The sequence below is a fragment of the Kingella negevensis genome, from assembly GCF_030177895.1.
Classification (GTDB): Bacteria; Pseudomonadota; Gammaproteobacteria; order Burkholderiales; family Neisseriaceae; genus Kingella_C; species Kingella_C negevensis.
In genome coordinates this window covers 205,088-229,265 of the sequence record NZ_CP123448.1, presented here as the reverse complement: position 1 = coordinate 229,265, position 24,178 = coordinate 205,088, and the positions used below count along the sequence as shown (strand labels likewise).

The 24,178-nt window shown below is 46.9% G+C and carries 22 protein-coding genes and 1 pseudogene; 15 read left to right on the top strand and 8 right to left on the bottom strand.

Going from position 1 to position 24,178, the window contains the following annotated elements; translation table 11 throughout:
• The first annotated feature begins 40 nt into the window (after positions 1–40).
• The 4 genes from ispG to QEO93_RS01205 all read left to right on the top strand — a co-directional run bounded on the left by ispG (position 41) and on the right by QEO93_RS01205 (position 2,616).
• The gene (ispG, locus tag QEO93_RS01220; RefSeq protein WP_032137597.1) at positions 41–1,306 is read left to right on the top strand and encodes a flavodoxin-dependent (E)-4-hydroxy-3-methylbut-2-enyl-diphosphate synthase; all 1,266 of its coding nucleotides are present in this window, start codon (positions 41–43) and stop codon (positions 1,304–1,306) included.
• 34 nt (positions 1,307–1,340) lie between these two features.
• Complete coding sequence (locus QEO93_RS01215) at positions 1,341–1,604, top strand: transposase (RefSeq protein ID WP_003789867.1); 264 nt, start codon at positions 1,341–1,343, stop codon at positions 1,602–1,604.
• A gap of 17 nt (positions 1,605–1,621) precedes the next feature.
• A complete protein-coding gene (locus tag QEO93_RS01210) occupies positions 1,622–2,104 on the top strand; it encodes an IS5 family transposase (RefSeq protein ID WP_085815393.1) in 483 nt (160 codons plus the stop codon).
• Positions 2,105–2,172: 68 nt separating this feature from the next.
• Positions 2,173–2,616, top strand: coding sequence for a hypothetical protein (locus QEO93_RS01205; RefSeq protein WP_179184649.1), 444 nt, complete (start codon positions 2,173–2,175; stop codon positions 2,614–2,616).
• Positions 2,617–2,825: 209 nt separating this feature from the next.
• Here QEO93_RS01205 and mutY read toward each other — a convergent pair whose 3' ends face one another.
• Entirely contained in the window at positions 2,826–3,860 is a 1,035-nt protein-coding gene (mutY, locus tag QEO93_RS01200; protein WP_032137297.1) for an A/G-specific adenine glycosylase, read from the bottom strand.
• A gap of 55 nt (positions 3,861–3,915) precedes the next feature.
• Positions 3,916–5,391 carry a malate dehydrogenase (quinone) gene (gene mqo / locus QEO93_RS01195; protein WP_032137298.1) on the bottom strand — a complete coding sequence of 492 codons (1,476 nt, stop codon included), beginning with the start codon at positions 5,389–5,391 and terminating at the stop codon, positions 3,916–3,918.
• A 256-nt stretch (positions 5,392–5,647) separates the two neighbouring features.
• On the opposite strand from mqo, the gene parC reads away from it, so the two are divergent.
• The 8 genes from parC (at position 5,648) to serB (ending at position 15,565) form a co-directional block, all read left to right on the top strand.
• Complete coding sequence (gene parC, locus QEO93_RS01190; protein ID WP_032137299.1) at positions 5,648–7,930, top strand: DNA topoisomerase IV subunit A; 2,283 nt, start codon at positions 5,648–5,650, stop codon at positions 7,928–7,930.
• 3 nt (positions 7,931–7,933) lie between these two features.
• Positions 7,934–9,559, top strand: a complete 1,626-nt coding sequence (locus QEO93_RS01185) for a sensor histidine kinase (RefSeq protein ID WP_032137300.1) — start codon at positions 7,934–7,936, stop codon at positions 9,557–9,559.
• Positions 9,556–11,160 (top strand): sigma-54-dependent transcriptional regulator, encoded by a 1,605-nt coding sequence (locus QEO93_RS01180; RefSeq protein WP_032137301.1) that lies wholly within the window; start codon positions 9,556–9,558, stop codon positions 11,158–11,160. Before QEO93_RS01185 ends, QEO93_RS01180 begins: the two co-directional genes overlap by 4 nt.
• Positions 11,161–11,462: 302 nt before the next feature.
• Positions 11,463–12,206, top strand: a complete 744-nt coding sequence (truC, locus tag QEO93_RS01175) for a tRNA pseudouridine(65) synthase TruC (protein WP_032137302.1) — start codon at positions 11,463–11,465, stop codon at positions 12,204–12,206.
• A 132-nt stretch (positions 12,207–12,338) separates the two neighbouring features.
• Positions 12,339–13,124: a polyamine aminopropyltransferase gene (locus tag QEO93_RS01170; protein ID WP_032137303.1), complete on the top strand. Its 786-nt coding sequence runs from the start codon at positions 12,339–12,341 to the stop codon at positions 13,122–13,124.
• A gap of 117 nt (positions 13,125–13,241) precedes the next feature.
• A complete protein-coding gene (locus QEO93_RS01165) occupies positions 13,242–13,736 on the top strand; it encodes a hypothetical protein (RefSeq protein WP_032137304.1) in 495 nt (164 codons plus the stop codon).
• Positions 13,733–14,524, top strand: coding sequence for a 3-methyl-2-oxobutanoate hydroxymethyltransferase (gene panB / locus QEO93_RS01160; RefSeq protein WP_032137305.1), 792 nt, complete (start codon positions 13,733–13,735; stop codon positions 14,522–14,524). Before QEO93_RS01165 ends, panB begins: the two co-directional genes overlap by 4 nt.
• A 204-nt stretch (positions 14,525–14,728) precedes the next feature.
• Positions 14,729–15,565 (top strand): phosphoserine phosphatase SerB, encoded by an 837-nt coding sequence (serB, locus tag QEO93_RS01155; protein WP_032137306.1) that lies wholly within the window; start codon positions 14,729–14,731, stop codon positions 15,563–15,565.
• 53 nt (positions 15,566–15,618) lie between these two features.
• Here the strand turns inward: serB and QEO93_RS01150 are convergent, their stop codons facing one another.
• Together QEO93_RS01150 and QEO93_RS01145 are read right to left on the bottom strand one after the other, a co-directional pair.
• Positions 15,619–16,002, bottom strand: coding sequence for an MAPEG family protein (locus QEO93_RS01150; protein ID WP_032137307.1), 384 nt, complete (start codon positions 16,000–16,002; stop codon positions 15,619–15,621).
• A gap of 125 nt (positions 16,003–16,127) precedes the next feature.
• Positions 16,128–16,717: pseudogene (locus QEO93_RS01145) on the bottom strand (transposase).
• A gap of 147 nt (positions 16,718–16,864) precedes the next feature.
• Here QEO93_RS01145 and QEO93_RS01140 point away from each other — a divergent pair.
• Both QEO93_RS01140 and QEO93_RS01135 read left to right on the top strand, forming a co-directional pair.
• Positions 16,865–17,128, top strand: coding sequence for a transposase (locus QEO93_RS01140; protein ID WP_003789867.1), 264 nt, complete (start codon positions 16,865–16,867; stop codon positions 17,126–17,128).
• Between the two features lie 17 nt (positions 17,129–17,145).
• Entirely contained in the window at positions 17,146–17,628 is a 483-nt protein-coding gene (locus QEO93_RS01135) for an IS5 family transposase (RefSeq protein ID WP_085815393.1), read from the top strand.
• 138 nt (positions 17,629–17,766) lie between these two features.
• Here the strand turns inward: QEO93_RS01135 and der are convergent, their stop codons facing one another.
• Both der and ttcA read right to left on the bottom strand, forming a co-directional pair.
• Positions 17,767–19,236 carry a ribosome biogenesis GTPase Der gene (gene der, locus QEO93_RS01130; protein WP_032137435.1) on the bottom strand — a complete coding sequence of 490 codons (1,470 nt, stop codon included), beginning with the start codon at positions 19,234–19,236 and terminating at the stop codon, positions 17,767–17,769.
• Positions 19,237–19,453: 217 nt separating this feature from the next.
• Positions 19,454–20,407, bottom strand: coding sequence for a tRNA 2-thiocytidine(32) synthetase TtcA (gene ttcA, locus QEO93_RS01125; protein WP_032137436.1), 954 nt, complete (start codon positions 20,405–20,407; stop codon positions 19,454–19,456).
• 119 nt (positions 20,408–20,526) lie between these two features.
• Between ttcA and rpe the strand changes: the two genes are divergently transcribed.
• Entirely contained in the window at positions 20,527–21,207 is a 681-nt protein-coding gene (gene rpe, locus QEO93_RS01120; protein ID WP_032137437.1) for a ribulose-phosphate 3-epimerase, read from the top strand.
• Between the two features lie 38 nt (positions 21,208–21,245).
• Here the strand turns inward: rpe and panC are convergent, their stop codons facing one another.
• Together panC and QEO93_RS01110 are read right to left on the bottom strand one after the other, a co-directional pair.
• Positions 21,246–22,079 carry a pantoate--beta-alanine ligase gene (gene panC / locus QEO93_RS01115; RefSeq protein ID WP_032137438.1) on the bottom strand — a complete coding sequence of 278 codons (834 nt, stop codon included), beginning with the start codon at positions 22,077–22,079 and terminating at the stop codon, positions 21,246–21,248.
• 198 nt (positions 22,080–22,277) lie between these two features.
• Positions 22,278–24,116, bottom strand: a complete 1,839-nt coding sequence (locus tag QEO93_RS01110) for a SurA N-terminal domain-containing protein (protein ID WP_032137439.1) — start codon at positions 24,114–24,116, stop codon at positions 22,278–22,280.
• Positions 24,117–24,178: the final 62 nt, after the last annotated feature.

The following is a 24,178-nucleotide window of genomic DNA, read 5'->3' as shown; positions in this document are numbered from 1 at the left end:
ATAATTACAGCCTGAAAGCACAATAAAAGATACACAAATCATGTCCAAAATCATTCGCCGAAAAACCCATCAAGTCCAAATCGACCATATTACCGTTGGTTCAGAATTCCCCGTTGTTGTGCAATCCATGACCAACACTGACACCGCCGATGCAGTTGCCACAGCGAGCCAAATTAAAGAATTGGCAGACGCTGGTTCAGAAATGGTGCGGATTACCGTTAATTCACCCGAAGCCGCCAGCAAAGTAGCAGAAATCCGCAGCCGCTTAGACGATATGGGCTGCGCCGTGCCAATCATTGGCGATTTTCATTTTAATGGCGAACGCTTGTTGGCGGAGTTTCCCGATTGTGCCAAAGCCTTATCCAAATACCGCATCAATCCTGGTAATGTCGGCAAAGGCGCGAAAGGCGATGAAAAATTTGCCTACATGATTCGCACGGCTGCCGAGCATGACAAAGCAGTTCGAATTGGCGTGAACTGGGGTTCGCTAGACCAAAGTTTGGCGAAAAAAATGATGGACGAAAATTTAGCGTCCGCCAACCCAAAATCGCCCGAAGAAGTGATGAAGGAAGCGTTAATCGTTTCCGCGTTGCAATCGGCGCAAAAAGCGGTGGAATTGGGGCTGCCTGAAAACAAAATTATTTTGTCGTGCAAGGTTTCCAATGTGCAGGATTTGATTCAGGTTTATCGCGATTTGGGTTCGCGTTGTGCCTATCCCTTGCATTTGGGTTTGACCGAAGCAGGCATGGGCAGCAAAGGGATTGTGGCTTCAACCGCCGCGCTGTCTGTGTTGTTGCAAGAAGGCATTGGTGACACGATTCGCATTTCATTGACGCCTGAACCGGGGTCTTCGCGTACGCAAGAAGTGGTGGTGGGACAAGAAATCTTGCAAACGATGGGTTTGCGCTCGTTCACGCCGATGGTAACGGCTTGCCCTGGCTGTGGTCGAACTACCAGCACCGTTTTCCAAGAATTAGCGCGCGATATTCAGCAATATTTGCGCGAACAAATGACGGTATGGCGTTGGCAATACCCCGGTGTGGAAAGTTTAAACGTGGCGGTGATGGGCTGTGTGGTGAATGGTCCTGGTGAAAGCAAATTGGCAGACATCGGCATTTCATTGCCTGGTACAGGTGAAACGCCAGTTGCGCCCGTTTATGTAGATGGAGAGAGAAAAGTAACGCTCAAGGGAGACAATATGGCACAGGAATTTTTAGCCATTGTGAAAGAATACGTAGAAGAAAACTACGGGGTAGGCGGTAAAAAACGCAGCACAGCTAAAATCATTCCTATTAATCAAATCTAAGAACCTGTATTCACAAAAATGATAAAATATCTTTATGACTAGAAAATCCTACCCAACAGACTTAACAGATGCCCAATGGCAAGCGATTGAGCCACATTTTAACCAGCTACGCCACTACAAATGGGATAAACGTCAATTAGTGAATGCCGTTTTGTACATCACCAAAACAGGTTGCCAATGGCGTATGCTGCCCAATGATTTTCCACCTTATTCAACCGTATGGAGTTTCTATCGCAGAGCCAATCAATCAGGCTTATGGGATAGAATTCTTTTGGCATTGGTTCAAAAAAACGTTTAATCCATCAAAAACAAGCAATGCCAACTTATGCCATTCTTGATTCACAAAGTGTCAAAACAGCTTCTAGCGCACATGATAAAGGTTTTGATGGAGGTAAAAAAATCAAAGGTCGTAAGCGACATATAGCTGTTGATACGTTGGGTAATCTATTGTCTGTTGTGGTTCATGCAGCCAATATTCATGACACAAAAGCAGGTATTTTTGTAGCAAAAAAAGCGTTTGAGACCTATCCGAGTTTAAAAGGTTTCTGTGCGGACGCAGGTTATCGGAATACATTTGAGCGTGAAGTATCAGAGCAATTGGGTTTAACTGTTGAGATTTCAAAGAGAATTCAAGATATTTCTTGGCATATTCTGCCCAAACGTTGGATTGTAGAACGAACGTTTGCATGGTTAGGTTGGTCTCGACGTTTAGCAAAAGATTTTGAGCAGACGAATTTATCTGCTGAAAATTTTGTTAAACTAGGGTATATTTCACAAATATTAAAATTTATCAAATAGTTGTTTGTGAATACGGGTTCTAATTTTCAGGCTGCCTGATAAATTGACGCACACATCAAGGAAAATATATGGCACTACTAAAACCTAAAGAAAAAGACGCTAAACCCAAGCCTCATTCTCACGTTCATGAGTTATCTCATTTATTATTCCAGCTTTATTTAGCCAACAATAACCGTTTAGAACATAAAGTGTTTATCTATTCGTATCGCGGTATTTTGGGGGTGGAAACCAACCCGTTTCATTATGTAAGCGGCACACTACCGCCAAGCGTAAAGAAAACCTTGATTGTGCAAAATTTACCCGTCAGCGAAATGATACAAGCATTCATCACCCCGTTTGAATTAAACGGGGAAAAGATGTTTCAGCTTGATAACACCATTATTTACGGTAATAAAAACGGTTTACTGACGGAAATTAATCTAGCAGCCACCACCAATATAGAGAAATCTGAAAAGTATCAGCAATTTACTAAACTAGTGAAAGGTTTATTGCTGCAATTTCAACAATCTTGATTTTCCACAAAAAAATCGCTTGTTTGGATTGACAAACAAGCGATTTTTTTCAGGCTGCATTTTCATCAAAAATAAATTTTACTAACACTATTGACAAGTATTTTATTATCATAAATTTATGATTTAAAATGATTTTATAAAAATTGCCTATTTTTTAATCAAAAAAATATAACCTGTGATTTGATAAAGGTTTTCTCAATAAAAGCCAACTAAATTGCCCCTTTATCCACAGAGTTTGTGCATAAGTTTTGCAGCAAATTCGCCAACGGTTTCGGCATACCAAACGCCGCAAAATCACGCGGTAACACCCAAATCCCATTATTCACGCAGCCTGAAAACGTATTCGCACGATACGGAATAATTTCCAGCAAACGATGCGTTAAACGATGTGTCAGCGCAGGCAATTCTTCCAGCTCGTCAACCGTCACCCCTTCCCCCATTTGTGCCAACGAATCAAAAGTTGGCACACAATACAGCCCAGCCCAAATGCCACGCTGCGGACGTTTGTGCAACCAAATTGCCCCATCTTCGCGCTGCGCAATCAGCCAAAACAACGTTTGCTGCTGCACCGCCACCGCCGCTTTTTTGCGCGGCAATTCCGCCGTTAAATCCTGTGCCAACGCCTGACACATTTTGTTCATCGGACACACCTCACAACGCGGCTTGCTGCGCGTGCAAACTGTCGCGCCCAAATCCATTAAACCTTGCGTGTACGCAGGCATATCCGCCCGATTTTCAGGCAGCAATGATTCCGCTTTTGCCCACAAATCACGTTCAAATGCCTTATCGCTTGGATCGCCGTCCAATGCAAAAACGCGGCATAAAACCCGTTTCACATTGCCGTCCAAAATCGTTTCAGGCAGCCTGAAAGCAAAAGCGCAAATCGCGGCGGCAGTGCTACGCCCTACCCCTTTGAGCGATTCCAACTGCACGCGATTGGCAGGAAACGTGCCACCAAAATCGTTCACCACTTGCTGCGCGGCAAAATGCAAATTTCGCGCACGGCTGTAATAACCCAAGCCAGCCCAAAGCTGCAACACATCATCTTGCGGCGCGGCAGCCAAATCTTGCACCGTGGGAAACCGCGCCACAAAACGCGGATAGTAGTCCAGCACGGTAATCACTTGCGTTTGCTGCAACATGATTTCAGACAGCCAAACGCGATACGGGTCAGACACTTGCCAAGGTAAATGATGCCGCCCGTGCTGTTTTTGCCAAGTAATCAAGAGAGAAGAAAAATTCATTGTTATCCTATAAAAATGCAGCCTGAAAATTTGTTTTCAGGCTGCAATCACATCATCAATCCGCCAACTGCAACTGCTCTTCAACGTCCACACGAACCTGCTGCAACAACGTCAAATCATCAGCCAAACTCAGTCCCAAAGACGGCATCATCTCACGCAATTTTTCGTCCAACCCGTTCAGGCTGCCTGAAAAACATTTCTGCAACACTTCCACCATCGCATGAACCGAAGTAGAAGCCCCTGGGGACGCGCCCAACAATGCCGCCAGCGAACCGTCCGCCGCGCAAACCACTTCTGTACCAAACTGCAATTCGCCCGAACCTTGTGCGTTATTTTTGATGATTTGCACGCGTTGCCCAGCCGTAATCAATTCCCAATCTTCATCACGCGCATCAGGCACAAACTCACGCAAATCTGCCATGCGTTGCTCTTTGGTCAGCAGCACTTGTTCCATCAAATATTTGGTTAAAGCGACATTTTTACTCGCCGCCGTCAGCATGGTACACAAATTATTCGGGCGCACAGAAAGCGGCAAATCCAACAGCGAACCTTCTTTCAGAAACTTCGGCGTGAAACCTGCAAATGGACCAAACAACAGCGTTTTCTTACCATCCACAAAACGCGTATCCAAATGCGGCACAGACATCGGCGGCGCACCCACTTTCGCTTTGCCATAAACTTTCGCGTGATGTTTCGCTGCCACTTCATCGTTTTTACATTTTAAAAACAAGCCGCTAACAGGAAAACCGCCAATGTGTTCACTCTCAGGAATATGCGATTTTTGCAGCAAACTCAAGCTGCCGCCGCCGCAACCAATAAACACAAATTTCGCCAAATGCACACGCATTTCGCCCGTGTTTTCATCCACCACCGTCAGCGACCATCTGCCGTCTTGTAAGCGGTTCAACGCTTTAATACTTTGCGAATAATTCAGCGAAACGCCATTATTCGTTAAATAATCAAACAGTTTGCGCGTTAATGCGCCAAAATTCATATCCGTACCAGTGAGAATGCGTGTTGCCGCAATCGGCTGCGAATCCGTGCGCTGGTTCATCATCAACGGAATCCATTGCTGCAACGTTTCCGCGTCTTCTGCAAATTCCATGCCTGCAAACAATGGGTGTTGCGACAAAGCCGCGTGGCGTGTTTTCAAAAACTGCACGTCTTTTACGCCTGTTACAAAGCTCATGTGCGGCAAGCGGCGGATAAATTCGCGCGGCTCTTGCAGCTTGCCTTGTTTTACCCAATGAGCCCACGCTTGCAGAGACAAGTGAAATTTCTCGTTAATGCCCACGGCACGGTTAATGGTTACGCTACCATCGGATTGTTCGGGCGTGTAATTCAGTTCACACAGCGCGGCGTGTCCCGTGCCTGCGTTGTTCAGTTCGTGCGAACTTTCCAACGCTGGCGCAGACAGTTTTTCAAATACGGCAATGCTTTTTTCTGGTGCAAGTTCTTTGAGAAGTGTGCCTAACGTGGCACTCATAATGCCTGCGCCAATTAGCGCGATGTCGGTTTCTTGTGGGGTCATGGTTCGTCCTTTGAAGATGATGATTTTTTCAGGCTGCGATTGGTTTATGCAGCCTGAAAACTTATCTTAAAAAATCAATGTGCCATTTTCAGGCTGCATTTATTTCGCAATTTGCGTGTGAAAAATTGAAGTTTACCCCAAAATCTGTTTCAACGCCCGAAAATGCAGCCTGAAAACGCTTTTCCAAACTTTCAGGCTGCCTGAAATTCATTTAAAATACACGTTTACAAAATTTAGCACAGAACAGAAACACCGCATGAATCACGAAACCTTAGATTTAGCCCCCTATGCCGAACGCGCCTACCTAGAATACGCCATGAGCGTGGTCAAAGGACGCGCCTTACCAGCCGTGCAAGACGGACAAAAACCCGTGCAACGCCGCATTTTATTTGCCATGAAAGACATGGGTTTGGCGCACGGTGCAAAACCCGTGAAATCGGCGCGTGTGGTCGGCGAAATCTTGGGTAAATACCACCCACACGGCGACAGTTCCGCCTACGAAGCCATGGTTCGCATGGCGCAAGATTTCACATTGCGCTATCCGCTCATTGATGGCATCGGCAATTTCGGCTCACGAGACGGCGACGGCGCGGCGGCAATGCGTTACACCGAAGCGCGTTTGACCCCGATTGCGGAATTGTTGCTGTCTGAAATCAATCAAGGCACGGTGGATTTTGTGCCGAATTATGACGGCGCATTTGATGAACCCGTGTCGTTGCCAGCGCGTTTGCCAATGGTTTTGTTGAATGGCGCAAGCGGTATTGCGGTGGGCATGGCGACTGAAATTCCGTCTCACAATTTGAATGAAGTAACCCAAGCGGCGATTGTGTTGTTGAAAAAGCCGAATTTGGAAGTAGCTGATTTAATGAAATATTGCCCTGCGCCCGATTTTGCTGGAGGCGGACACATCATCACATCAGCGAAAGATTTGCAAAACATTTACCAGTCGGGCAAAGGCTCGGTGCGTGTTCGTGCGCGTTACGAGATTGACAAAATGGCGCGTGGACAATGGCGCGTGATTGTGTCGGAATTGCCACCGAATACGTCTGCCGCGAAAATTTTGGCGGAAATTGAAGAGCAAACCAATCCCAAACCCAAAGCGGGCAAAAAACAACTCAATCAAGACCAACTGAACACGAAAAAATTGATGTTGGATTTGATTGAAAAAGTGCGCGATGAAAGCGACAGCGAACACCCCGTACGCCTTGTTTTTGAACCGAAATCCAGCCGCGTTGAGCCTGAACATTTCATTAACACACTGATGGCGCAAACCAGTTTGGAAGGCAATGTGTCTATCAACCTTGTGATGATGGGCATGGACAATCGCCCAGCACAAAAAAATCTGAAAACGATTTTGCAAGAATGGCTGGATTATCGCGTGGCGACGGTTACGCGCCGTTTGCAACACCGTTTGGACGCGGTGGAAAAGCGCATTCACATTTTGGAAGGGCGCATGATTGCGTTTTTGCATATTGATGAAATTATTAAAGTTATTCGCGAATCGGACGAGCCGAAAGCGGATTTAATCGCTAAATTTAATTTGACGGAAATTCAAGCGGAAGACATTTTGGAAATTCGTTTGCGCCAGCTTGCGCGTTTGGAAGGGATTAAATTAGAAAGCGAATTGAACGCGTTGCGCGATGAACAAAGCAGCCTGCAACATTTGTTAGCCGATGAAAATGATAAGAAAAAATTGATTATCAAGGAAATGCAGGCAGACGCGAAACAATTTAGCGATGAACGCCGCACATTGGTGGAAGCCGCTGAACGCGCCACGCTGACGCAAACCACAGCCGATGAACCAATTACGCTGATTTTGTCGCAAAAAGGTTGGATTCGCGCTCGTGCTGGGCATGATGTGGATTTGTCGCAAATCGCGTTTAAGGAAGGCGATGATTTGCAACAAGTTTTGGAAACGCGCACGGTGCAGCCTGTGATTGTGTTGGACACGTTGGGGCGCAGCTATACGATTGACCCTGCCGATGTGCCGAAAGGGCGCGGTGATGGTGTGCCCGTGGGTTCGTTGATTGATGTGCAACACAATGCGAATGTGTTGGCGATGTTGGTTGGCGATGATAACGATAATGTGCTGCTGGCTAATTCGGGTGGCTATGGTTTTATCTGCAAAATGGCAGATTTGCATACGCGTGTGAAAGCGGGTAAGGCGGTGATGTCTTTAGAAGCGAATGAACACGTTTTGCAGCCTGAAAAACTGGATAATGCGGTTTTAATGCAGCCTGAAAGTTATATTGTAGTGGCGAGCGCGCAAAATCGTTTATTGGCGATTAGCATGGCGGAAATGAAATTGATGGCGAAAGGGCGTGGCTTGCAGTTGATGAATTTGCAGGACGATGATTCGCTGCTGCTGGCAAGCTGTGTGCAAACGGAAAGTTTCACGGCGCAAATTGTGGGCAAACGTGGCGGTTTGTCGTCTGAGCGTTTGAAAGTGGCGTATATTGTGGGCAAGCGTGGTCGCAAAGGGAAATTGCTTGATGTTTCAGGCAGCCTGAAAACGATTACTGCCTATGTTATGGAATAAGCGATGAAAAAGACAAAGCAACAATCTGCCAGCGAAAGTTGGCACGAGCAAAGCACTAGGCTGGTTAATCTGCTGAATATTGCGCGTGTATCCATCTTATTTTCCATGATGGTGCTGATTGTGATTATTCACAATTTGCGCGATTTGCCGATTCCGCACATAACCTCTACCTACACACCACTAGTCGAAAATGCCTTTGCGCTGGAAATTTGGTGTGCTGCTTATGGCTTTTTGATTGTGATGAGCGCCATTCGTCCGATGTGGCAAATCCAAGAAAACCGTGATATACCCAATGTCAGCTCAGTGATAGACATCACTTTTATGGTGGCATTAACGGCAATCGCAGGTGGTGTGTCATCTGGTTTTGGCATTTTGATTTTGCCGTTTTTAGCAACCGCTTGTATTTTAAGCTACGGCAAATTTCCCATCACATATGGCAGCTATGCTGTGTTGCTGGTGATGTCTGAAGCTATTTGGCGGCTGTATCCGTTTAACGATTTGGCTGACCGCGACAATCTGTCCATGCTCACAGGGCAAGGCTTGCTGATGATTGCCTGCTTTATCGTGCCAACTTTAACCTCTATCTGGGCGAAATACCTTTTCAGCGCGGACGATTCTTTGCAGTTTCACCGTTCCGCTTATGCCCGATTGAGCGATTTGAACAAACTGGTACTAAACCGCGTGCAAGAAGCCGTGATTGTGTTGGATAAAGGCGGACAAATTTGGTTACACAATCGCCAAGCCACACGTTATTTTCCAGACATCAAATCAGGCACAGAAGCCAAATTCTTGCAGCCATTGGTCAAACGCTGGCAAGCGAAACCCAAAACCACTTATGAAACCAATTTGGAAATCAACGAAGTATTGATGCACGTCCGCGCCGTTCCCGTTATCCGAGAAAATACCGAACTACTCACCCTCTTTATCCGTTCCGACAAAGAGCTCCAAATTGAAGCGCAAACCGTAAAACTCACCTCGCTCGGTTTACTCACTGCCAACTTAGCGCACGAAATCCGCAATCCCTTATCCGCTATGCGTCAATCCAATGGTTTGCTGCTGGAAATGGGGCAAGAAGAAGACAATCTGATGATTGAACGACTCAGCGGCATCATCGAAAAAAACATCGCACGCATTGATAAAATGATTGAAGACGTTTCCGCGTTGAACAAAAGCGATAGATTAAATCCAGAGCCCATTCACCTAATGAAGTTCTGGATGGGATTTGTGCAAGAGTTTCAACTCACCCGCCCAGAAGCCAAAGGCTGCCTGAAAATAGACATGGCAGGCGAAAGAATCGACGTAATTTTCGACCCTATGCACTTGCAGCAAATTATCTGGAATTTGTGTAACAACGCATGGCGACACAGCCAGCAACAAAAAGACAGCGTGGTAGTGAGCGTGCGACTCATGGGCACACAAACTGTATCCATTCGCGTGTGGGACGACGGGCCAGGTGTTGCGCCAGAAATGCAAGAACACCTATTTGAGCCATTCAACACCAACCAAGCCACAGGCACAGGATTAGGCTTATACGTTGCCCGAGAACTCGCCCACGCCAACCGTGGCGATTTAAGTTACCTACCACAAGTTAAATCATTTGAACTAATTTTACCGAGAAAAACAAAATGAGCCTAAATAGCCCTGTTTTAGTAATCGATGACGAAACCGACATCCGCGATTTAATGGAAATGACCCTCATGAAAATGGGGCTGCACGTAGACACCGCCGCAGGTGTAAAAGAAGCCATCAGCAAACTCGACACCAAACGCTATTCCCTAGTTTTAACCGACATGCGCATGCCAGACGGCTTCGGCTTAGAAGTGGTGGAACACATCACCAAGAAAAATTTAGACGTACCCATTGCCGTGATTACCGCCTTTGGCAACGCAGACCAAGCCGTGCAAGCCCTAAAAGTGGGCGCGTTTGACTATCTGCAAAAGCCGATTACGCTTTCACAACTGCGTACACTGGTAAAATCCGCCATTAAAGTGCAAGATGAAAACGTAGACATCAAGCCCGTTATTCAAGCCAAAGCCGCACCCAAAGCACCAGCCAAAACGCAGCCTGAAACCGAAGTCAGCACATTTGATTTTGACGTACCAGATTTGCCAGCCGCCGCGCCTGCACCAGCCGCGCCAAAACGCACCGCGCCCGTTCAGGCTGCCAAACCCATCGCGCCAGCAGCAGAAGCCCCCGTTTTACCCGTAACCATGCCAAACGAGCCACTGCTGAAAACCGAAGCCGATTTACCACGCCTACTCGGTTCATCGCCACAAATTGAAACCGTGCGCGGCTTAATCCGCAAACTCGCCCCAGCCAATGTGCCCGTGTACATTTCAGGCGAAAGCGGTTCAGGTAAAGAACAAGCCGCACGCAGCATTCACGAATTATCGCCACGCCGCGACAAACCATTCATCGCCGTAAACTGCGGCGCAATCCCCGAAAACTTAATGGAAAGCGAATTTTTCGGTTACAAAAAAGGCAGCTTCACAGGCGCAGACCAAGATAGACTCGGCTTCTTCCAACACGCTCACGGCGGCACACTCTTTTTGGACGAAGTTGCCGATTTACCGCTTGCCATGCAAGTGAAACTGCTTCGCGCCATACAAGAAAAAGCCGTGCGCCGAATTGGCGATGCGCAAGAAGTGAAAGTTGATGTACGCATTGTTTCCGCCACGCATAAAAACCTAGCCGCGCTCGTGGAAAGCGGCGCATTCCGCCAAGACTTGTTTTACCGCCTAAACGTGGTAACGCTCAACATGCCCGCCCTGCGCGAAATGCACGAAGACCTAGCAAACCTAATCCAACACCTGCTGCGTAAACACCATTCAGGCGAAATCAGCATGACCTCAGCCGCACGCGAAGCCCTGTTGCGCTACAACTACCCCGGTAACTTCCGCGAACTGGAAAACATTTTGGAACGCGCCGTCGCCCTATCCAGCGGCAACATGATTGACGTGGACGACCTACAAATCAACATCGCCCCACTTAACGCCGAAGCCGCCGACATTCCAGAAGGCAGCAATCAGCATCAAGTAATAAACGGCTTGCCCAATTTCCACATGGGCAGCACCCAAATTCAAGACTATCTTGATGATATTGAAAAACAAATTTTGGAATACGCGCTGCGTCTCACACAAGGCAACCGCACACAAGCCGCCAAAGTGTTAGGGATTAGCTTCCGTTCCATGCGCTATCGTTTAGAACGCTTGAATATTGATGTGGAATAAAGATCGCAGCCTGAAAAATAATTTTCAGGCTGCATTCTTGTTGAAAAACACCGTAGGTTGGGTTGGCAACCCGACATTTTCGGGCTGCATTTTTTGAAGTTTGCAGCCTGAAAATTCATTTTGCCAAATTTAAAGAAACATGGCGTTGCGCCGCCATACCCACGCTTCAGATTCGTGAAGCCCCACCTATTGCAGCCTGAAAAATATACTCGCCGACACCCACCGTTAAATTTTGAGAAAATAAACCATTACTTCAGTCGGCAAGCCGCCGACGCTCCATCACAACATTCGCAGCCTGAAAAATGCCCCAACTAATCCAAATCCTCCACCAAACCCCAAACCTCATCGCCGTAAACAAACCCGCAGGCATGCTCGTCCACCGCACATGGCTAGACCGCCACGAAACCCAGTTTCTCATGCAAACCCTGCGCGACCAAATCGGACAACACGTCTTCCCCGTCCATCGCCTAGACCGCCCCACTTCAGGCGTGATGCTCTTTGCTCTCAACCGTGAAACCGCCCACGCCCTCTCACAGCAGTTTGAGCAACACCAAATCCACAAAACCTATTGGGCAATCGTGCGCGGCTGGACAGACCCAAGCGGCACAATCGACCACCCACTCAAAGAACAACTAGACGACATCGCCGACTGCCACGCCAATCCCGACAAAGCCGCCCAGTCCGCCATTACGCACTACCAAACCCTAGCCCAAACCGAGCAGCCATTCAGCAGCAACAAAAAATTTCCCACTTCGCGCTATTCATGGCTCGCGCTCCACCCCCAAACAGGCAGAAAACACCAACTGCACCGCCACCTAAAACACATTTTTCACCCCATTATCGGCGACACCACCCACGGCGATTTAAAGCAAAACAAAGCCGTGCAACAATTTTGCGGCAACACACGCTTATTGCTACACGCCCGTTCACTCACGTTTTTGCAGCCTGAAAACCAGCGAATTATCGAAATTACCGCCCCTGTTGATGAACAATGGGCGCAAGTGCAACACGCATTTGGTTGGCAAACGATTGAACCACAACCGTAGGGTGTGCCCTGCGCACCAAACAATCAGGCAGCCTGAAAATAGTGCTGGTACACCCTACTCACATTGAAAAGCTGCCCAAAACCCCGTTTTACGCTAAACTATGCAGCCTGAAAATTTCTGAAAGACACCCCAATGACCCACCCATTCCGCCGTTCCCGATTCTTCCGCAACACCCTGCCCGAAGCCAACATTTCCGAACTCGGCAATATCCGCTCGCTGCACCTTGGCACGTCCACCATACAAAGCTCCATGAACGTAAACAATCCGCCCGAACTGGTTTTATCCTACAGCCGCGCCATGATGAGCTGGATGCTATTCGCCGAAGACGTGCCAGCGCACATTCTGCAAATCGGTTTAGGCGGCGGTTCGTTCGCCCGTTGGCTGGCAGAATATCTGCCTGAAAGCCCTCAAGTTTGCATAGAAATTAACCCACGCGTGATTGACATCGCCCGCACATCATTCTGCCTGCCGCCCGAAAATGACCAATTCCAAATCATCGAAGCAGACGGCGCGGAATATGTGCAAATCCTCAACCGCAGCACCGATTTAATCATGGTGGACGGCTTTGACGGTGTACAAATCATTGACGAACTCGTAGGCGAACCGTTTTTCCACGATTGCAGCCAAGCCCTCACTGAACGCGGCATTTTCGTCACCAACTGGTGGAGCGGCGACAAACGCTATCCGCTGTTCATGCAACGCTTGCGCACCATTTTTAGCAACCGCGTGTTGGAAGTGCCAGCCGCCACGCATGGCAATATTGCCGTGTTAGCGTTCAACAGCAAACCTGAATTGAATTTAGACAAACTGAAAAAACGCGCCAATCATCTGTCCGACCGTTTCGACTTGGATTTCGTCCGCATGCTGGCAGACGCAAAAGCGAGCAATGCACACAATGGCAAAGCGTTTCAATTTTAATTTTCAGGCAGCCTGAAAACGTAGGTCGGATACTTGTATCCGATAATCGCTGAAATTTAAAAATGTTGGATTCAAGAATCCAACCTACGAAACTTTCAGGCTGCAATCAATAAAACCATGCACGAAATCCCCATTCACAACCGCATACTCAAACCCCTTTTGCTGTTTAGCATTGCCCTCGCCTTCGTAGCAACCAGCGCATTTCTCGCCATAAACACCCCAAACTTATGGCGACACCTGTTTGCCGCCCTATTTTTCGGCATCGGCACAATCAGTTTCGCATGGAAACTCTTTAACCGCCGCCCCCAACTCGTTCTCAACGAAAAAGGATTGCAAATGAACGCCCTGTTTAACCAAATCCCCAGCCCCAAATTCATGCGGCTGCATCGCAACCAATTTTTCACATGGGACGAACTCGACATGAAAAAAACGTCCCAATACGACCAACAAGTATTATTACTGGCATTGGCACAAGGCAACCTAACCGTCCCCATTACCATGCCGCAACACAACCAAAAATTTCTCAAATGGGTTTACCAGCTTATTTATGCCGACACAGAAACCCAACGCATTCAAATCATTACACAGATAAAAACGGAAATTAGCCAATGATTACCCTAACCACCCTAAACAAAATGAAAGCCAACGGCGAAAAAATCACCATGCTCACCTGCTACGAAGCCAGTTTCGCCGCCCTAATGAACCGCGCAGGTGTAGAAATGCTGCTGATTGGCGACTCACTCGGCATGACCGTACAAGGACACAGCAGCACTCTCCCCGTAACCCTCGCCGACATGGTTTACCACACCGCCTGCGTTGCCCGCGCCAACACCAACGCCATGATAGTCGCCGACCTCCCCTTTGGCGCGTACCAACAAAGCAAAGAACAAGCCTTTGCCGCCGCCGTGCAGCTCATGCAAGCAGGCGCACATATGGTCAAACTAGAAGGCGGCGAATTTATGGCAGAAACCACCGCATTCCTGCAACAGCGCGGCATACCCGTTTGCGCCCACATCGGCTTAACTCCCCAATCCGTCAACGCACTCGGTGGCTACAAAGTGCAAGGCAAAGGCGAAGCTGCCGCGCAAGTGATGAAAGATGCCAAAGCCCACGAAGCCGCAGGTGCAGCGATTGTGTTGCTCGAATGCGTCCCCAGTGAATTAGGCAAAGCCGTTACCGAAGCCCTGTCCTGCCCCACCATCGGCATCGGCGCAGGCGTAGACACAGACGGGCAAGTGCTGGTTATGCACGACATGCTCGGCGTATACCACGGCAAAACTGCTAAATTCGTCAAAAATTTCATGGACGGGCAACCCAGCATTCAGGCTGCCGTGGAGGCCTATGTGCGCGAAGTGAAAGCGAAAACCTTTCCTGCTGCAGAGCATACATTTAGCGCGTAAAATTTTCAGGCTGCGTTCAGTAGGGTATGCCACGCGCACCAAAAAATGTAGCCTGAAACACATCACGCTAATTTTAACGGTAGCGTGGCATTGCGCCGCCACACCCACGCTTCAGGTTTGTGAAATACCCTTTTTTTGCGACCTGAAAATCAAATACCGTATAAACAAACACATCAAATCAACGTAGCCTGAAAGCCCCAAAAAATGCCCCAAGTCCTCGTTATCCAAGCCCAAAATTTAGCCACAATCTCCCTACCCCAAACCCAACAACACTTCACGCAGCCTGAAAAACCCACAGGCAGCACATGGCGCATACCCGTTCCCAACGATTTCAGGCTGCCCAAACACATCGCCGCAGAACTGCAAGCCGCCCAATGCGATTTCGCCGTGCTGCCTGATTTGCCGTTCAGCCATATCAAACTCATCGTCAGCGACATGGACAGCACACTCATCACGATTGAGTGCATTGACGAAATCGCCGCGCAAGCAGGTTTAAAAGACCAAGTTGCTGCTATCACCGAACGAGCCATGCAAGGCGAACTGGACTTTGAACAATCCCTACGCAGCCGCGTCGCCCTACTCAAAGGGCTGCCTGAAAGCGTGTTGCAAACTGTGTATGACCACGCGCTCAAACTCACAGACGGCGCAGAATATCTGCTGCAACAATGCCAACAAAACGGTGTGCGCTTTGTGCTAGTTTCAGGCGGCTTCACGTTTTTTACTGACCAACTGAAAGCGCGCTTGGGCTTTGAACACGCCTATGCCAACCAGTTTGAAATTGAAAATGGTTTGCTGACTGGGCGAGTGTTGAGGCGCGTAGTTGATGCACAAATGAAAGCAGAAGTTTTGGCGCAACACGCGGCGGAGTTGGGTTGCGAACCGTCCCAAATCATCGCGGTTGGCGATGGCGCGAATGATATTCCGATGATTCAAGTTGCAGGTTTTGGTGTGGCGTTTCATGCGAAACCGAAAACACAAGCGGCGGCGAAATTGGCGATTAACCATAATGGTTTGGAAGCTCTGCGCGGTTGGTTTGCATAAAGAAAAAGCAGCCTGAAAGTGTTTTTCAGGCTGCTTTTTTATGGAATGACGGATTAGCAAGCAGCGATAAACAGTGCAATAATGCACAAATAGCCCAAGCCCCAAATAATTGAGCGCAAAGTAGATTTATCGTTGGCATACGCCCAAATAAATGCCACACGCAACGCTAAAAAGGCAAACGCCCAAAAGTTAATCGCGTCTTGTCTAGCTTCGCCTGTGGCGTGAGCGATAATCACGGCGGCGGCGTAGATTGGCAGCACTTCGTAGCCGTTATTTTGTGCGGCGTTTAGGCGAGCGGCTTTGCCTGTGGCTTTCGCCATGAAATCGCGTGGGTAATGGTTGTTGGCTGGCGTAAAGTGGGCTAATTTTTTCGCGTATGCCGCGCAGAAAGCGTTGAGCAACGATAGGATTAGAATGCTGAAATAGGCGAATGTCATGGGTTGGTTTCCTTATAGATTCTACTTAAATTTAGTTGAAATTTAATATTTTAAAACCTAATTGCATATTAAATTTGAAATAATTTATTGATTTTTATTAAAATTTTTGTGGCTATCCTAGATAACTAGGATAAACTCGATTTTACTAACTGTTTTAAAATGGAACAAGAACTTTTATCTTACTGTTGTTAAAACACCATTCGCACTCCTTTAAATACAGCTCAAAATGCTCTTTAGGAATGCCGTTAAACTTGCGTAAATGACGTTTTGCTTGATTCCAAAAGTTCTCAATTCCGTTGATATGATTTTGTCGTTCAGCAAAATGTGTGCTGTGATTGATACGAAAACGAAGTTTCAGCGAAGCTAAAATGGCTTTGTCGCTTACATCTAATACATCATAGCTACGATAACAATCCGTATAAATCTTGCCATTTCGCTTCAAAAACCCAAATACAGCGACTTTTCCAGCAGCCCCGCGACCGCGTTTACCTTTTCGTTGTCCACCAAAATAACTTTCATCTGCTTCTACTTCGCCATCAAACATTTCTAAATGTGGACTGTTTTGATAGATAAGTAATCGTAAACGATGAAAATAATAGGCTGCGGTATTTTTATTAACACCTACTAACTCTGCTGCTGTTCTTGCGGTTACACCTGCGAAAAATAGCTCAATGAGTTTATTTTGTTTGTACTGACTTAGACGACTTTTTCGCATAGGGATAATTCTAACTTATAGTTGATTAAAATAAAAATGAGACAAGGCGACAACGCCCGCCGTGTGCGCGTGGCACATAAGAGCGTTGGAAACGCAGTATCATTGCGATTTTAGAACCTGTATTCACAAAAATGATAAAATATCTTTATGACTAGAAAATCCTACCCAACAGACTTAACAGATGCCCAATGGCAAGCGATTGAGCCACATTTTAACCAGCTACGCCACTACAAATGGGATAAACGTCAATTAGTGAATGCCGTTTTGTACATCACCAAAACAGGTTGCCAATGGCGTATGCTGCCCAATGATTTTCCACCTTATTCAACCGTATGGAGTTTCTATCGCAGAGCCAATCAATCAGGCTTATGGGATAGAATTCTTTTGGCATTGGTTCAAAAAAACGTTTAATCCATCAAAAACAAGCAATGCCAACTTATGCCATTCTTGATTCACAAAGTGTCAAAACAGCTTCTAGCGCACATGATAAAGGTTTTGATGGAGGTAAAAAAATCAAAGGTCGTAAGCGACATATAGCTGTTGATACGTTGGGTAATCTATTGTCTGTTGTGGTTCATGCAGCCAATATTCATGACACAAAAGCAGGTATTTTTGTAGCAAAAAAAGCGTTTGAGACCTATCCGAGTTTAAAAGGTTTCTGTGCGGACGCAGGTTATCGGAATACATTTGAGCGTGAAGTATCAGAGCAATTGGGTTTAACTGTTGAGATTTCAAAGAGAATTCAAGATATTTCTTGGCATATTCTGCCCAAACGTTGGATTGTAGAACGAACGTTTGCATGGTTAGGTTGGTCTCGACGTTTAGCAAAAGATTTTGAGCAGACGAATTTATCTGCTGAAAATTTTGTTAAACTAGGGTATATTTCACAAATATTAAAATTTATCAAATAGTTGTTTGTGAATACAGGTTCTTAATCCACTATAATTTGAATTTCCCTAGTTATCTAGGACAGCCCCTTATTTTTTCTCAAAGATATTAAAGGCAGCCTGAAAACATATTTCACACATTTTCAGGCTGCCTTTTAATCGTTATTTACTATGCGACTTCTTCGCGCTCACTTGGCGTTTTTTCGTTTTACCGCCACTATTCCGCGCTTTTTCATCTTTACGATTTTCACGTTTTGCAATCCGATTACTCAACGACACACGACGCAACGGTTTATTCTTCGTTTGTTCCGCCACTTCATCATACGGATTCTCCGACACATTATATTGAATCCGCAACGGCGTACCCTGCAAATTAAACGCCTTACGGAACGTCTGCGTCAGATAGCGCGTGTAGCTGTCGCCAATCGCGTGCAAGGAATTGCCGTGAATCACAATCACAGGCGGATTGCTGCCGCCTTGGTGCGCGTAACGCATTTTCGGGCGCACCAAACCAGCGCGCGGTGGCTGTTGGCGTTCCACTGCGCTTTGCAATACGCGCGTGATTTTCGGTGTTGGCATTTTGATAAACGCCGCATTATAGGCAGCCTGAATACTGTCAAACAAACCGTCAATACCCTTTTCTTTCAACGCAGAAATAAAATGAAGTTTCGCAAAATCAAGGAAATACAATTTCCGTGCAATATCGCGTTTTACTTGCTCGCGGCGTTCATCGGAAATGCCGTCCCATTTGTTCACGGCAATCACGAGCGCACGCCCAGCTTCCAATGCAAAACCCGCAATCGTCGCATCTTGGTCAGCAATATCCTGTTGCGCGTCCAACACCAAAACAGCCACATTCGCCGCCTCCACCGCTTGCATCGCCTTGATAACAGAGAATTTTTCTACCGCTTCATCAACCTTACCGCGGCGACGCACACCAGCCGTATCAATAATCGTAAACGGCTTATTATCGCGTTCAAAATCAATGTGAATACTGTCGCGCGTCGTGCCAGCCATATCAAACGCAATCACGCGCTCTTCGCCCAAAATCGCATTGACCAGCGTGGATTTGCCGACATTCGGACGACCAATCACAGCAAAAACAGGGTGTTTGTTTTCAGGCTCTTCATCACTCGCATCAGGGAAATTTTCCAGCACATCTTCAATTAGATAGTACACGCCGTCGCCATGCGCCCCCGAAATCACATACGGCTCGCCCAACGCCAATTCGTAAAATTCCGCCGCCAAAACAGGACGGTTACCGCCTTCGCCTTTATTCACCGCCAAAAACACAGGGCGCGGCGATTGGCGCAAACGGTCGGCGATGATTTTATCCTGCGGAGTCAAGCCAGTACGCGCATCTACCAAGAAAATGACCGCGTCCGCTTCATCAACGGCTTGCAGCGTTTGTTTTGCCATTTCATGCAAAATGCCACTATCCACAACTGGCTCAAAACCGCCTGTATCCACAACAAGATACGGTTTGCTGCCGACTTTGCCATGTCCGTAATGGCGGTCGCGTGTCAAGCCTGGTAAATCGTGAACAAGCGCGTCTTTGGTTTTGGTTAAGCGGTTGAATAAGGTAGATTTTCCTACGTTTGGTCTACCGACTAGGGCGATTGTGGGTTTCATGTTTTTTTAGTCTTTCTGTTTCAGGCTGCCTGAAAGGTAGGTCGGGCAGGCTTGCCCGACATTAGCAAGTTTTCGCGATTTGTCGGGCTACCAGCCTGACCTACAATTTTCAGGCAGCGAGCAGGTGCAAATTGCACATACTACGGTTTAAAAAATTAAGTGTGTTTACATATTTTCAGGCAGCCTGCACACTTTTTCAGGCTGCCTGAAAAATTATTTAGCCACCGCAACTCGTTTTCGGTTTACTCGCCAAAATATTAATCACTTTTTTCTCAGCTTTTTCAGGCTGCGTTGGCGTTTCATCATCTTCATCACACGGCGCATTAAATGAAACCGTTTCACTGTCAAACGCCAAATCGCCGCCGTGTTTCAAATTCTGACCGCGTTCCAAGCCAACAAAATCAAACAATTCCGTATCCACCAAATGAGACGGCACAACATTTTGTAACGCTGAAAACATCGATTCAATGCGACCTGGGAAACGTTTATCCCAATCTTTCAGCATATCGCCAATCACTTGACGCTGCAAATTCGGCTGCGAACCGCACAAATTGCACGGAATAATTGGAAATTCTTTCAATTCCGCGTATTTAATCAAATCTTTCTCTTTCACATACGCCAGCGGACGAATCACAATATGCTCGCCATTATCCGACACCAATTTCGGCGGCATCGCTTTCAATTTGCCACCGTAAAACATATTCAGAAACATCGTCGCCAAAATATCATCGCGATGATGACCGAGCGCAATTTTCGTGCAACCCAACTCTTTCGCCGTGCGATACAAAATGCCACGACGCAAACGGCTACACAGAGAACAAGTCGTTTTGCCTTCGTCCAACACGCGTTTCACGGTTGAATAAGTATCCTCTTCCACGATTTTGAACGGTACGCCAATGCTGGTTAAATATTCAGGCAACACATGCTCTGGGAAACCAGGTTGCTTTTGGTCAAGATTCACCGCCACCAATTCAAACTCAATCGGCGCAGACGCTTGCAGTTGGCGCAAAATATCCAACAGCGCGTAGCTGTCTTTACCACCCGACAAGCAAACCATGATTTTGTCGCCATTTTCAATCATGTTGAAATCGTTAATCGCATCGCCTACCGCATGGCGCAGACGTTTGTTCAATTTGTTATTTTCAAGTTCCGTTTTTGTTTTTTTAGACATGGTTGTATTCAAATAAAAAAGTAAACGCGCGATTATAAAATAAAGACTTCAGGCTGCCTATTGATAAAACAGAGTAAAGGGAATATGCTTAAATTTTTACATTTCATAAGGAGAAAATCATGACCACTTACCGAATTGCCCCCAGCATTCTTTCTGCTGATTTTGCCCGTTTGGGCGAAGAAGTCCGCAATGTAGCGGCGGCAGGCGCAGACTTATTGCATTTTGACGTGATGGACAACCATTATGTGCCAAATCTCACATTTGGACCGATGATTTGTGCGGCGTTGCGACCACATTGCAGCATTCCGATTGACGTGCATTTGATGGTTGAACCTGTGGACGAGATGATTAACCAATTCGCAAAAGCGGGCGCGGACATCATCACGTTTCACCCAGAAGCCAGCCGCCACGTTCACCGCAGTTTGTCGCTGATTAAAGATGCAGGTAAACAGGCAGGTTTGGTATTGAACCCCGCCACGCCCATTTACGTTTTGGAAGACGTGTTGGACAAATTGGATATGGTTTTGTTGATGTCGGTAAACCCAGGGTTTGGCGGACAAAGTTTCATTCCGCACACGTTGGAAAAAATCCGCCGCACTCGCGCTTTGTTGGACAAATATCAAGTACAAAGCGGTCGCCGCATCGCTTTGGAAGTGGACGGTGGGGTGAAAACCAGCAATATTGGCGAAGTGGCTGCGGCTGGCGCGGATACGTTTGTGGCAGGTTCGGCGATTTTTAATGCTGATGATTATGCGCGTGTGATTCAAGAAATGCGTGCTGAGTTAGCAAAAGCAGCCTGAAAAAAATCCCTTGTTTACAAGAAACAAGGGATTTTTTTTCAGGCTGCAAATTCCAAATTATCAATTAACCGCGTACTACCCAAACGCGCTGCCGCTAAAACCACCAAATCATGGTCGCCAACACGCGCCACATTCAGGCTGCTGGCTTCACGGATTTCCACATAATCCACCACCCAGCCATGCACTTCCAATTCCTTGCGCGCCGCCTGTTCATGCGCCACATAATCATGGTCGCCCGATTTCACTTTGTTCGCCAACTCAGTCAGCACACGATACAAACGCGGTGCTTCAGCGCGTTCCGCTTCGCTCAAATACTGATTGCGGCTAGACAACGCCAAACCATCTTCCGCGCGACCTGTATCCACAGGCACAATCTTAATCGGCATATTCAAATCAGCCACCATGCCTTGGATAATCGTCAGTTGCTGATAATCTTTTTTGCCAAAACACGCCACGTTTGCTTGCACAATATTGAACAATTTAGCCACCACAGTCGCCACGCCACGGAAATGACCTGGGCGGAACACGCCGCACAATTCATTTTGCAAATGCGGCGGCTCAACTTGGTAATCTTGAGAAACATGCGGATACAACTCCGCTTCATCAGGCGCAAACACCACCGCCACGCCAGCTTCTTTCAGTTTCGCTGCGTCTTGTTCCAAAGTGCGCGGATATTTGTCAAAATCTTCGCCTTGACCGAACTGCAAGCGGTTCACAAAGATGCTCACCACCACGTTTTCCGCTTCTTGTTTCGCTTGTTTCACCAAAGCCAAATGCCCTGCGTGTAAATTGCCCATAGTTGGCACAAACGCCACCGAACTGACACCAGCACGCCATTCGCGTAATTCTTTAATTGTATGAATAATTTTCATTTTTTACTTTCTCTGCGATTTTTTGTGAACCCCGTAGGTTGGATTCTTGAATCCAACATGCTTGTCAATACATGATTGTCGGATACAAGTATCCAACCTACGCGTTCAAGTTTTCAAAAAATCAAATTCAAAATTTTTCAGGCTGCAAAAATAAATTCAGGCTGCCTGAAAACCAAGCAGCTCGAATTATAGACCTATTTACTCGCCGTCAGAAACCTGTTCTGCGCCTTGCTTAGTCGGAATCGATTTTTGCAACATTTGCACATAATCTTCCACCAACGCATCGCCTTGCATTTGCGCCAACACTTGTTTCGCACTTGCTAACGCTTCAGGATTGTTTTCAGGCGTTTTAATCGTTTGCACTTCCACAATGCTCGGCGCATTTGGCATTTCCGCCACGATATACGCCGCTTTGCCACCTTTCGGATTCGCTTTCATCAACGCCGCATAGACGTTTTCAGGCAGCGTTGCGCGCGCTTGTGCAGGCACAACTTCTTGCGCTGGCGACCAAGCCATTGTCAGCGATTTACCTGCTTGCAAATCCGCCACCAATTTCGCTGCGTATTCTTTCGCCAAACGCATGCTTTCCGATTTCACAAATTCATCTTGCACTTGCGCTTTCACTTGCTCAAACGGCAAAGTGCTTTCAGGGCGCGTTTCTGTAGCACGAACAAACCAAATCACACCGTTCACGTTAATCGCTTCAGAATTGTGCTTTTTCGCAAACACTTCATCGCTAAACAACGCGTCCACCACAGGTTTTGGCACTTTCAGGCTGTCTGCGTTCACTTTCGTCAGCCATTCAGATTGGGTATTGAGCGTAACGCCCAATTTATCCGCCGCAGGTTTCAACGCGCCAGGCGAATTGAACGCTTCTTGCTCGAAATTCTCACGCAATGCATTCAACGCAGCTTGCGCTTTTTTCTCTTGCAAACTTTGGCGCAAGGTTTCTTTTTGCGACTCAAAATCCGCGCCCGCAATATCGGTTACGCGAACAATATGGTAGCCATAATCGCTTTCTACCACGCCACTCACTGCGCCTTTTTCCAGCGCAAACGCCGCGTCTTCCACTGCTTTACTGCCCACGCTGCCGTCTTGCGCGAATGAACCCAATTTACCGCCATTTGCCGCACTGCCCACATCTTGCGAATATTTTTTCGCTAATTCAGCAAATTGCGCTGGATTGGCTTTGGCTTCTGCTGCCACTTTTTCAGCCTGCTCTTTCGCTTTGGCGCGAGTGGCTGCGTCTGCAGATTTTGGCGCAGCAATTAAAATATGTGCAATTGTGCGTTTTGTTTTCAGGCTGCTTTGGTTTTCATCAAACGCTTTTTTCACTTCTTCATCGGTAACGCTTTGTTTTGCCGCCAAATCTTTGCTAGACAGGGTAACGTATTCAAATTTCACGCCTTGCTGTTGCAAATAATTTTTCTTATTCGCTTCGTAAAACTTCTTCAGCTCTGCGTCAGAGATTTTCACTTGGCTGACAAATTGCGCCAAATTTACTTCACTGGTGCGAATAGTACGCGGTGCGATTGTGGCGCGCAAAATTTGCATGGCTTGCGAATCTGCCGCTACGTTGTTGTTTAACATACGCAAAACGGTCATCGTTTGCATATTGCGGCGTTGCTCTTCCATGAACGCTTTTTCAGTTAAGTGTATGTTTTCCAAATATTGTTGGAATAAAGTTGGGTCAAACTTGCCGTCTGCGCCATGAAATTGCGGCGTATCTACCACGATTTGTTTGATTTGGTCGTCTGAAATCACGATGCCCATTTGCTTCGCACCCTCTAGCAGATATGCGCGTTGCACCAGTGATTTGAACACAGCGTTGCGGTCTGCTTGTCCGCCTGATGCTTCTACATTACGAACGGCGTTGTCTAAATCAAAACGGGTTACGGGTTCATCGCCAATTTTCACAATGAAATTGTTATCTGCGGCGGTTTGGTAGCCTGCGACACCAAATGCCATAAATGAAATACCAATCAAACCCATAATCACTTGGGCTAAGTTACGATGCTTTTCAATAGTATGAAACATAATGTTATCTTAAAAATAAATTAAAGATTGCAGCCTGAAAACGTTTTCAGGCTGCGTTATAA

Coding starts and splice junctions, on each gene's coding strand:
- ispG (WP_032137597.1), top strand. CDS start 41: ATGTCCAAAATCATTCGCCGAAAAACCCATCAAGTCCAAATCGACCAT.
- QEO93_RS01215 (WP_003789867.1), top strand. CDS start 1,341: ATGACTAGAAAATCCTACCCAACAGACTTAACAGATGCCCAATGGCAA.
- QEO93_RS01210 (WP_085815393.1), top strand. CDS start 1,622: ATGCCAACTTATGCCATTCTTGATTCACAAAGTGTCAAAACAGCTTCT.
- QEO93_RS01205 (WP_179184649.1), top strand. CDS start 2,173: ATGGCACTACTAAAACCTAAAGAAAAAGACGCTAAACCCAAGCCTCAT.
- mutY (WP_032137297.1), bottom strand. CDS start 3,860: ATGAATTTTTCTTCTCTCTTGATTACTTGGCAAAAACAGCACGGGCGG.
- mqo (WP_032137298.1), bottom strand. CDS start 5,391: ATGACCCCACAAGAAACCGACATCGCGCTAATTGGCGCAGGCATTATG.
- parC (WP_032137299.1), top strand. CDS start 5,648: ATGAATCACGAAACCTTAGATTTAGCCCCCTATGCCGAACGCGCCTAC.
- QEO93_RS01185 (WP_032137300.1), top strand. CDS start 7,934: ATGAAAAAGACAAAGCAACAATCTGCCAGCGAAAGTTGGCACGAGCAA.
- QEO93_RS01180 (WP_032137301.1), top strand. CDS start 9,556: ATGAGCCTAAATAGCCCTGTTTTAGTAATCGATGACGAAACCGACATC.
- truC (WP_032137302.1), top strand. CDS start 11,463: ATGCCCCAACTAATCCAAATCCTCCACCAAACCCCAAACCTCATCGCC.
- QEO93_RS01170 (WP_032137303.1), top strand. CDS start 12,339: ATGACCCACCCATTCCGCCGTTCCCGATTCTTCCGCAACACCCTGCCC.
- QEO93_RS01165 (WP_032137304.1), top strand. CDS start 13,242: ATGCACGAAATCCCCATTCACAACCGCATACTCAAACCCCTTTTGCTG.
- panB (WP_032137305.1), top strand. CDS start 13,733: ATGATTACCCTAACCACCCTAAACAAAATGAAAGCCAACGGCGAAAAA.
- serB (WP_032137306.1), top strand. CDS start 14,729: ATGCCCCAAGTCCTCGTTATCCAAGCCCAAAATTTAGCCACAATCTCC.
- QEO93_RS01150 (WP_032137307.1), bottom strand. CDS start 16,002: ATGACATTCGCCTATTTCAGCATTCTAATCCTATCGTTGCTCAACGCT.
- QEO93_RS01140 (WP_003789867.1), top strand. CDS start 16,865: ATGACTAGAAAATCCTACCCAACAGACTTAACAGATGCCCAATGGCAA.
- QEO93_RS01135 (WP_085815393.1), top strand. CDS start 17,146: ATGCCAACTTATGCCATTCTTGATTCACAAAGTGTCAAAACAGCTTCT.
- der (WP_032137435.1), bottom strand. CDS start 19,236: ATGAAACCCACAATCGCCCTAGTCGGTAGACCAAACGTAGGAAAATCT.
- ttcA (WP_032137436.1), bottom strand. CDS start 20,407: ATGTCTAAAAAAACAAAAACGGAACTTGAAAATAACAAATTGAACAAA.
- rpe (WP_032137437.1), top strand. CDS start 20,527: ATGACCACTTACCGAATTGCCCCCAGCATTCTTTCTGCTGATTTTGCC.
- panC (WP_032137438.1), bottom strand. CDS start 22,079: ATGAAAATTATTCATACAATTAAAGAATTACGCGAATGGCGTGCTGGT.
- QEO93_RS01110 (WP_032137439.1), bottom strand. CDS start 24,116: ATGTTTCATACTATTGAAAAGCATCGTAACTTAGCCCAAGTGATTATG.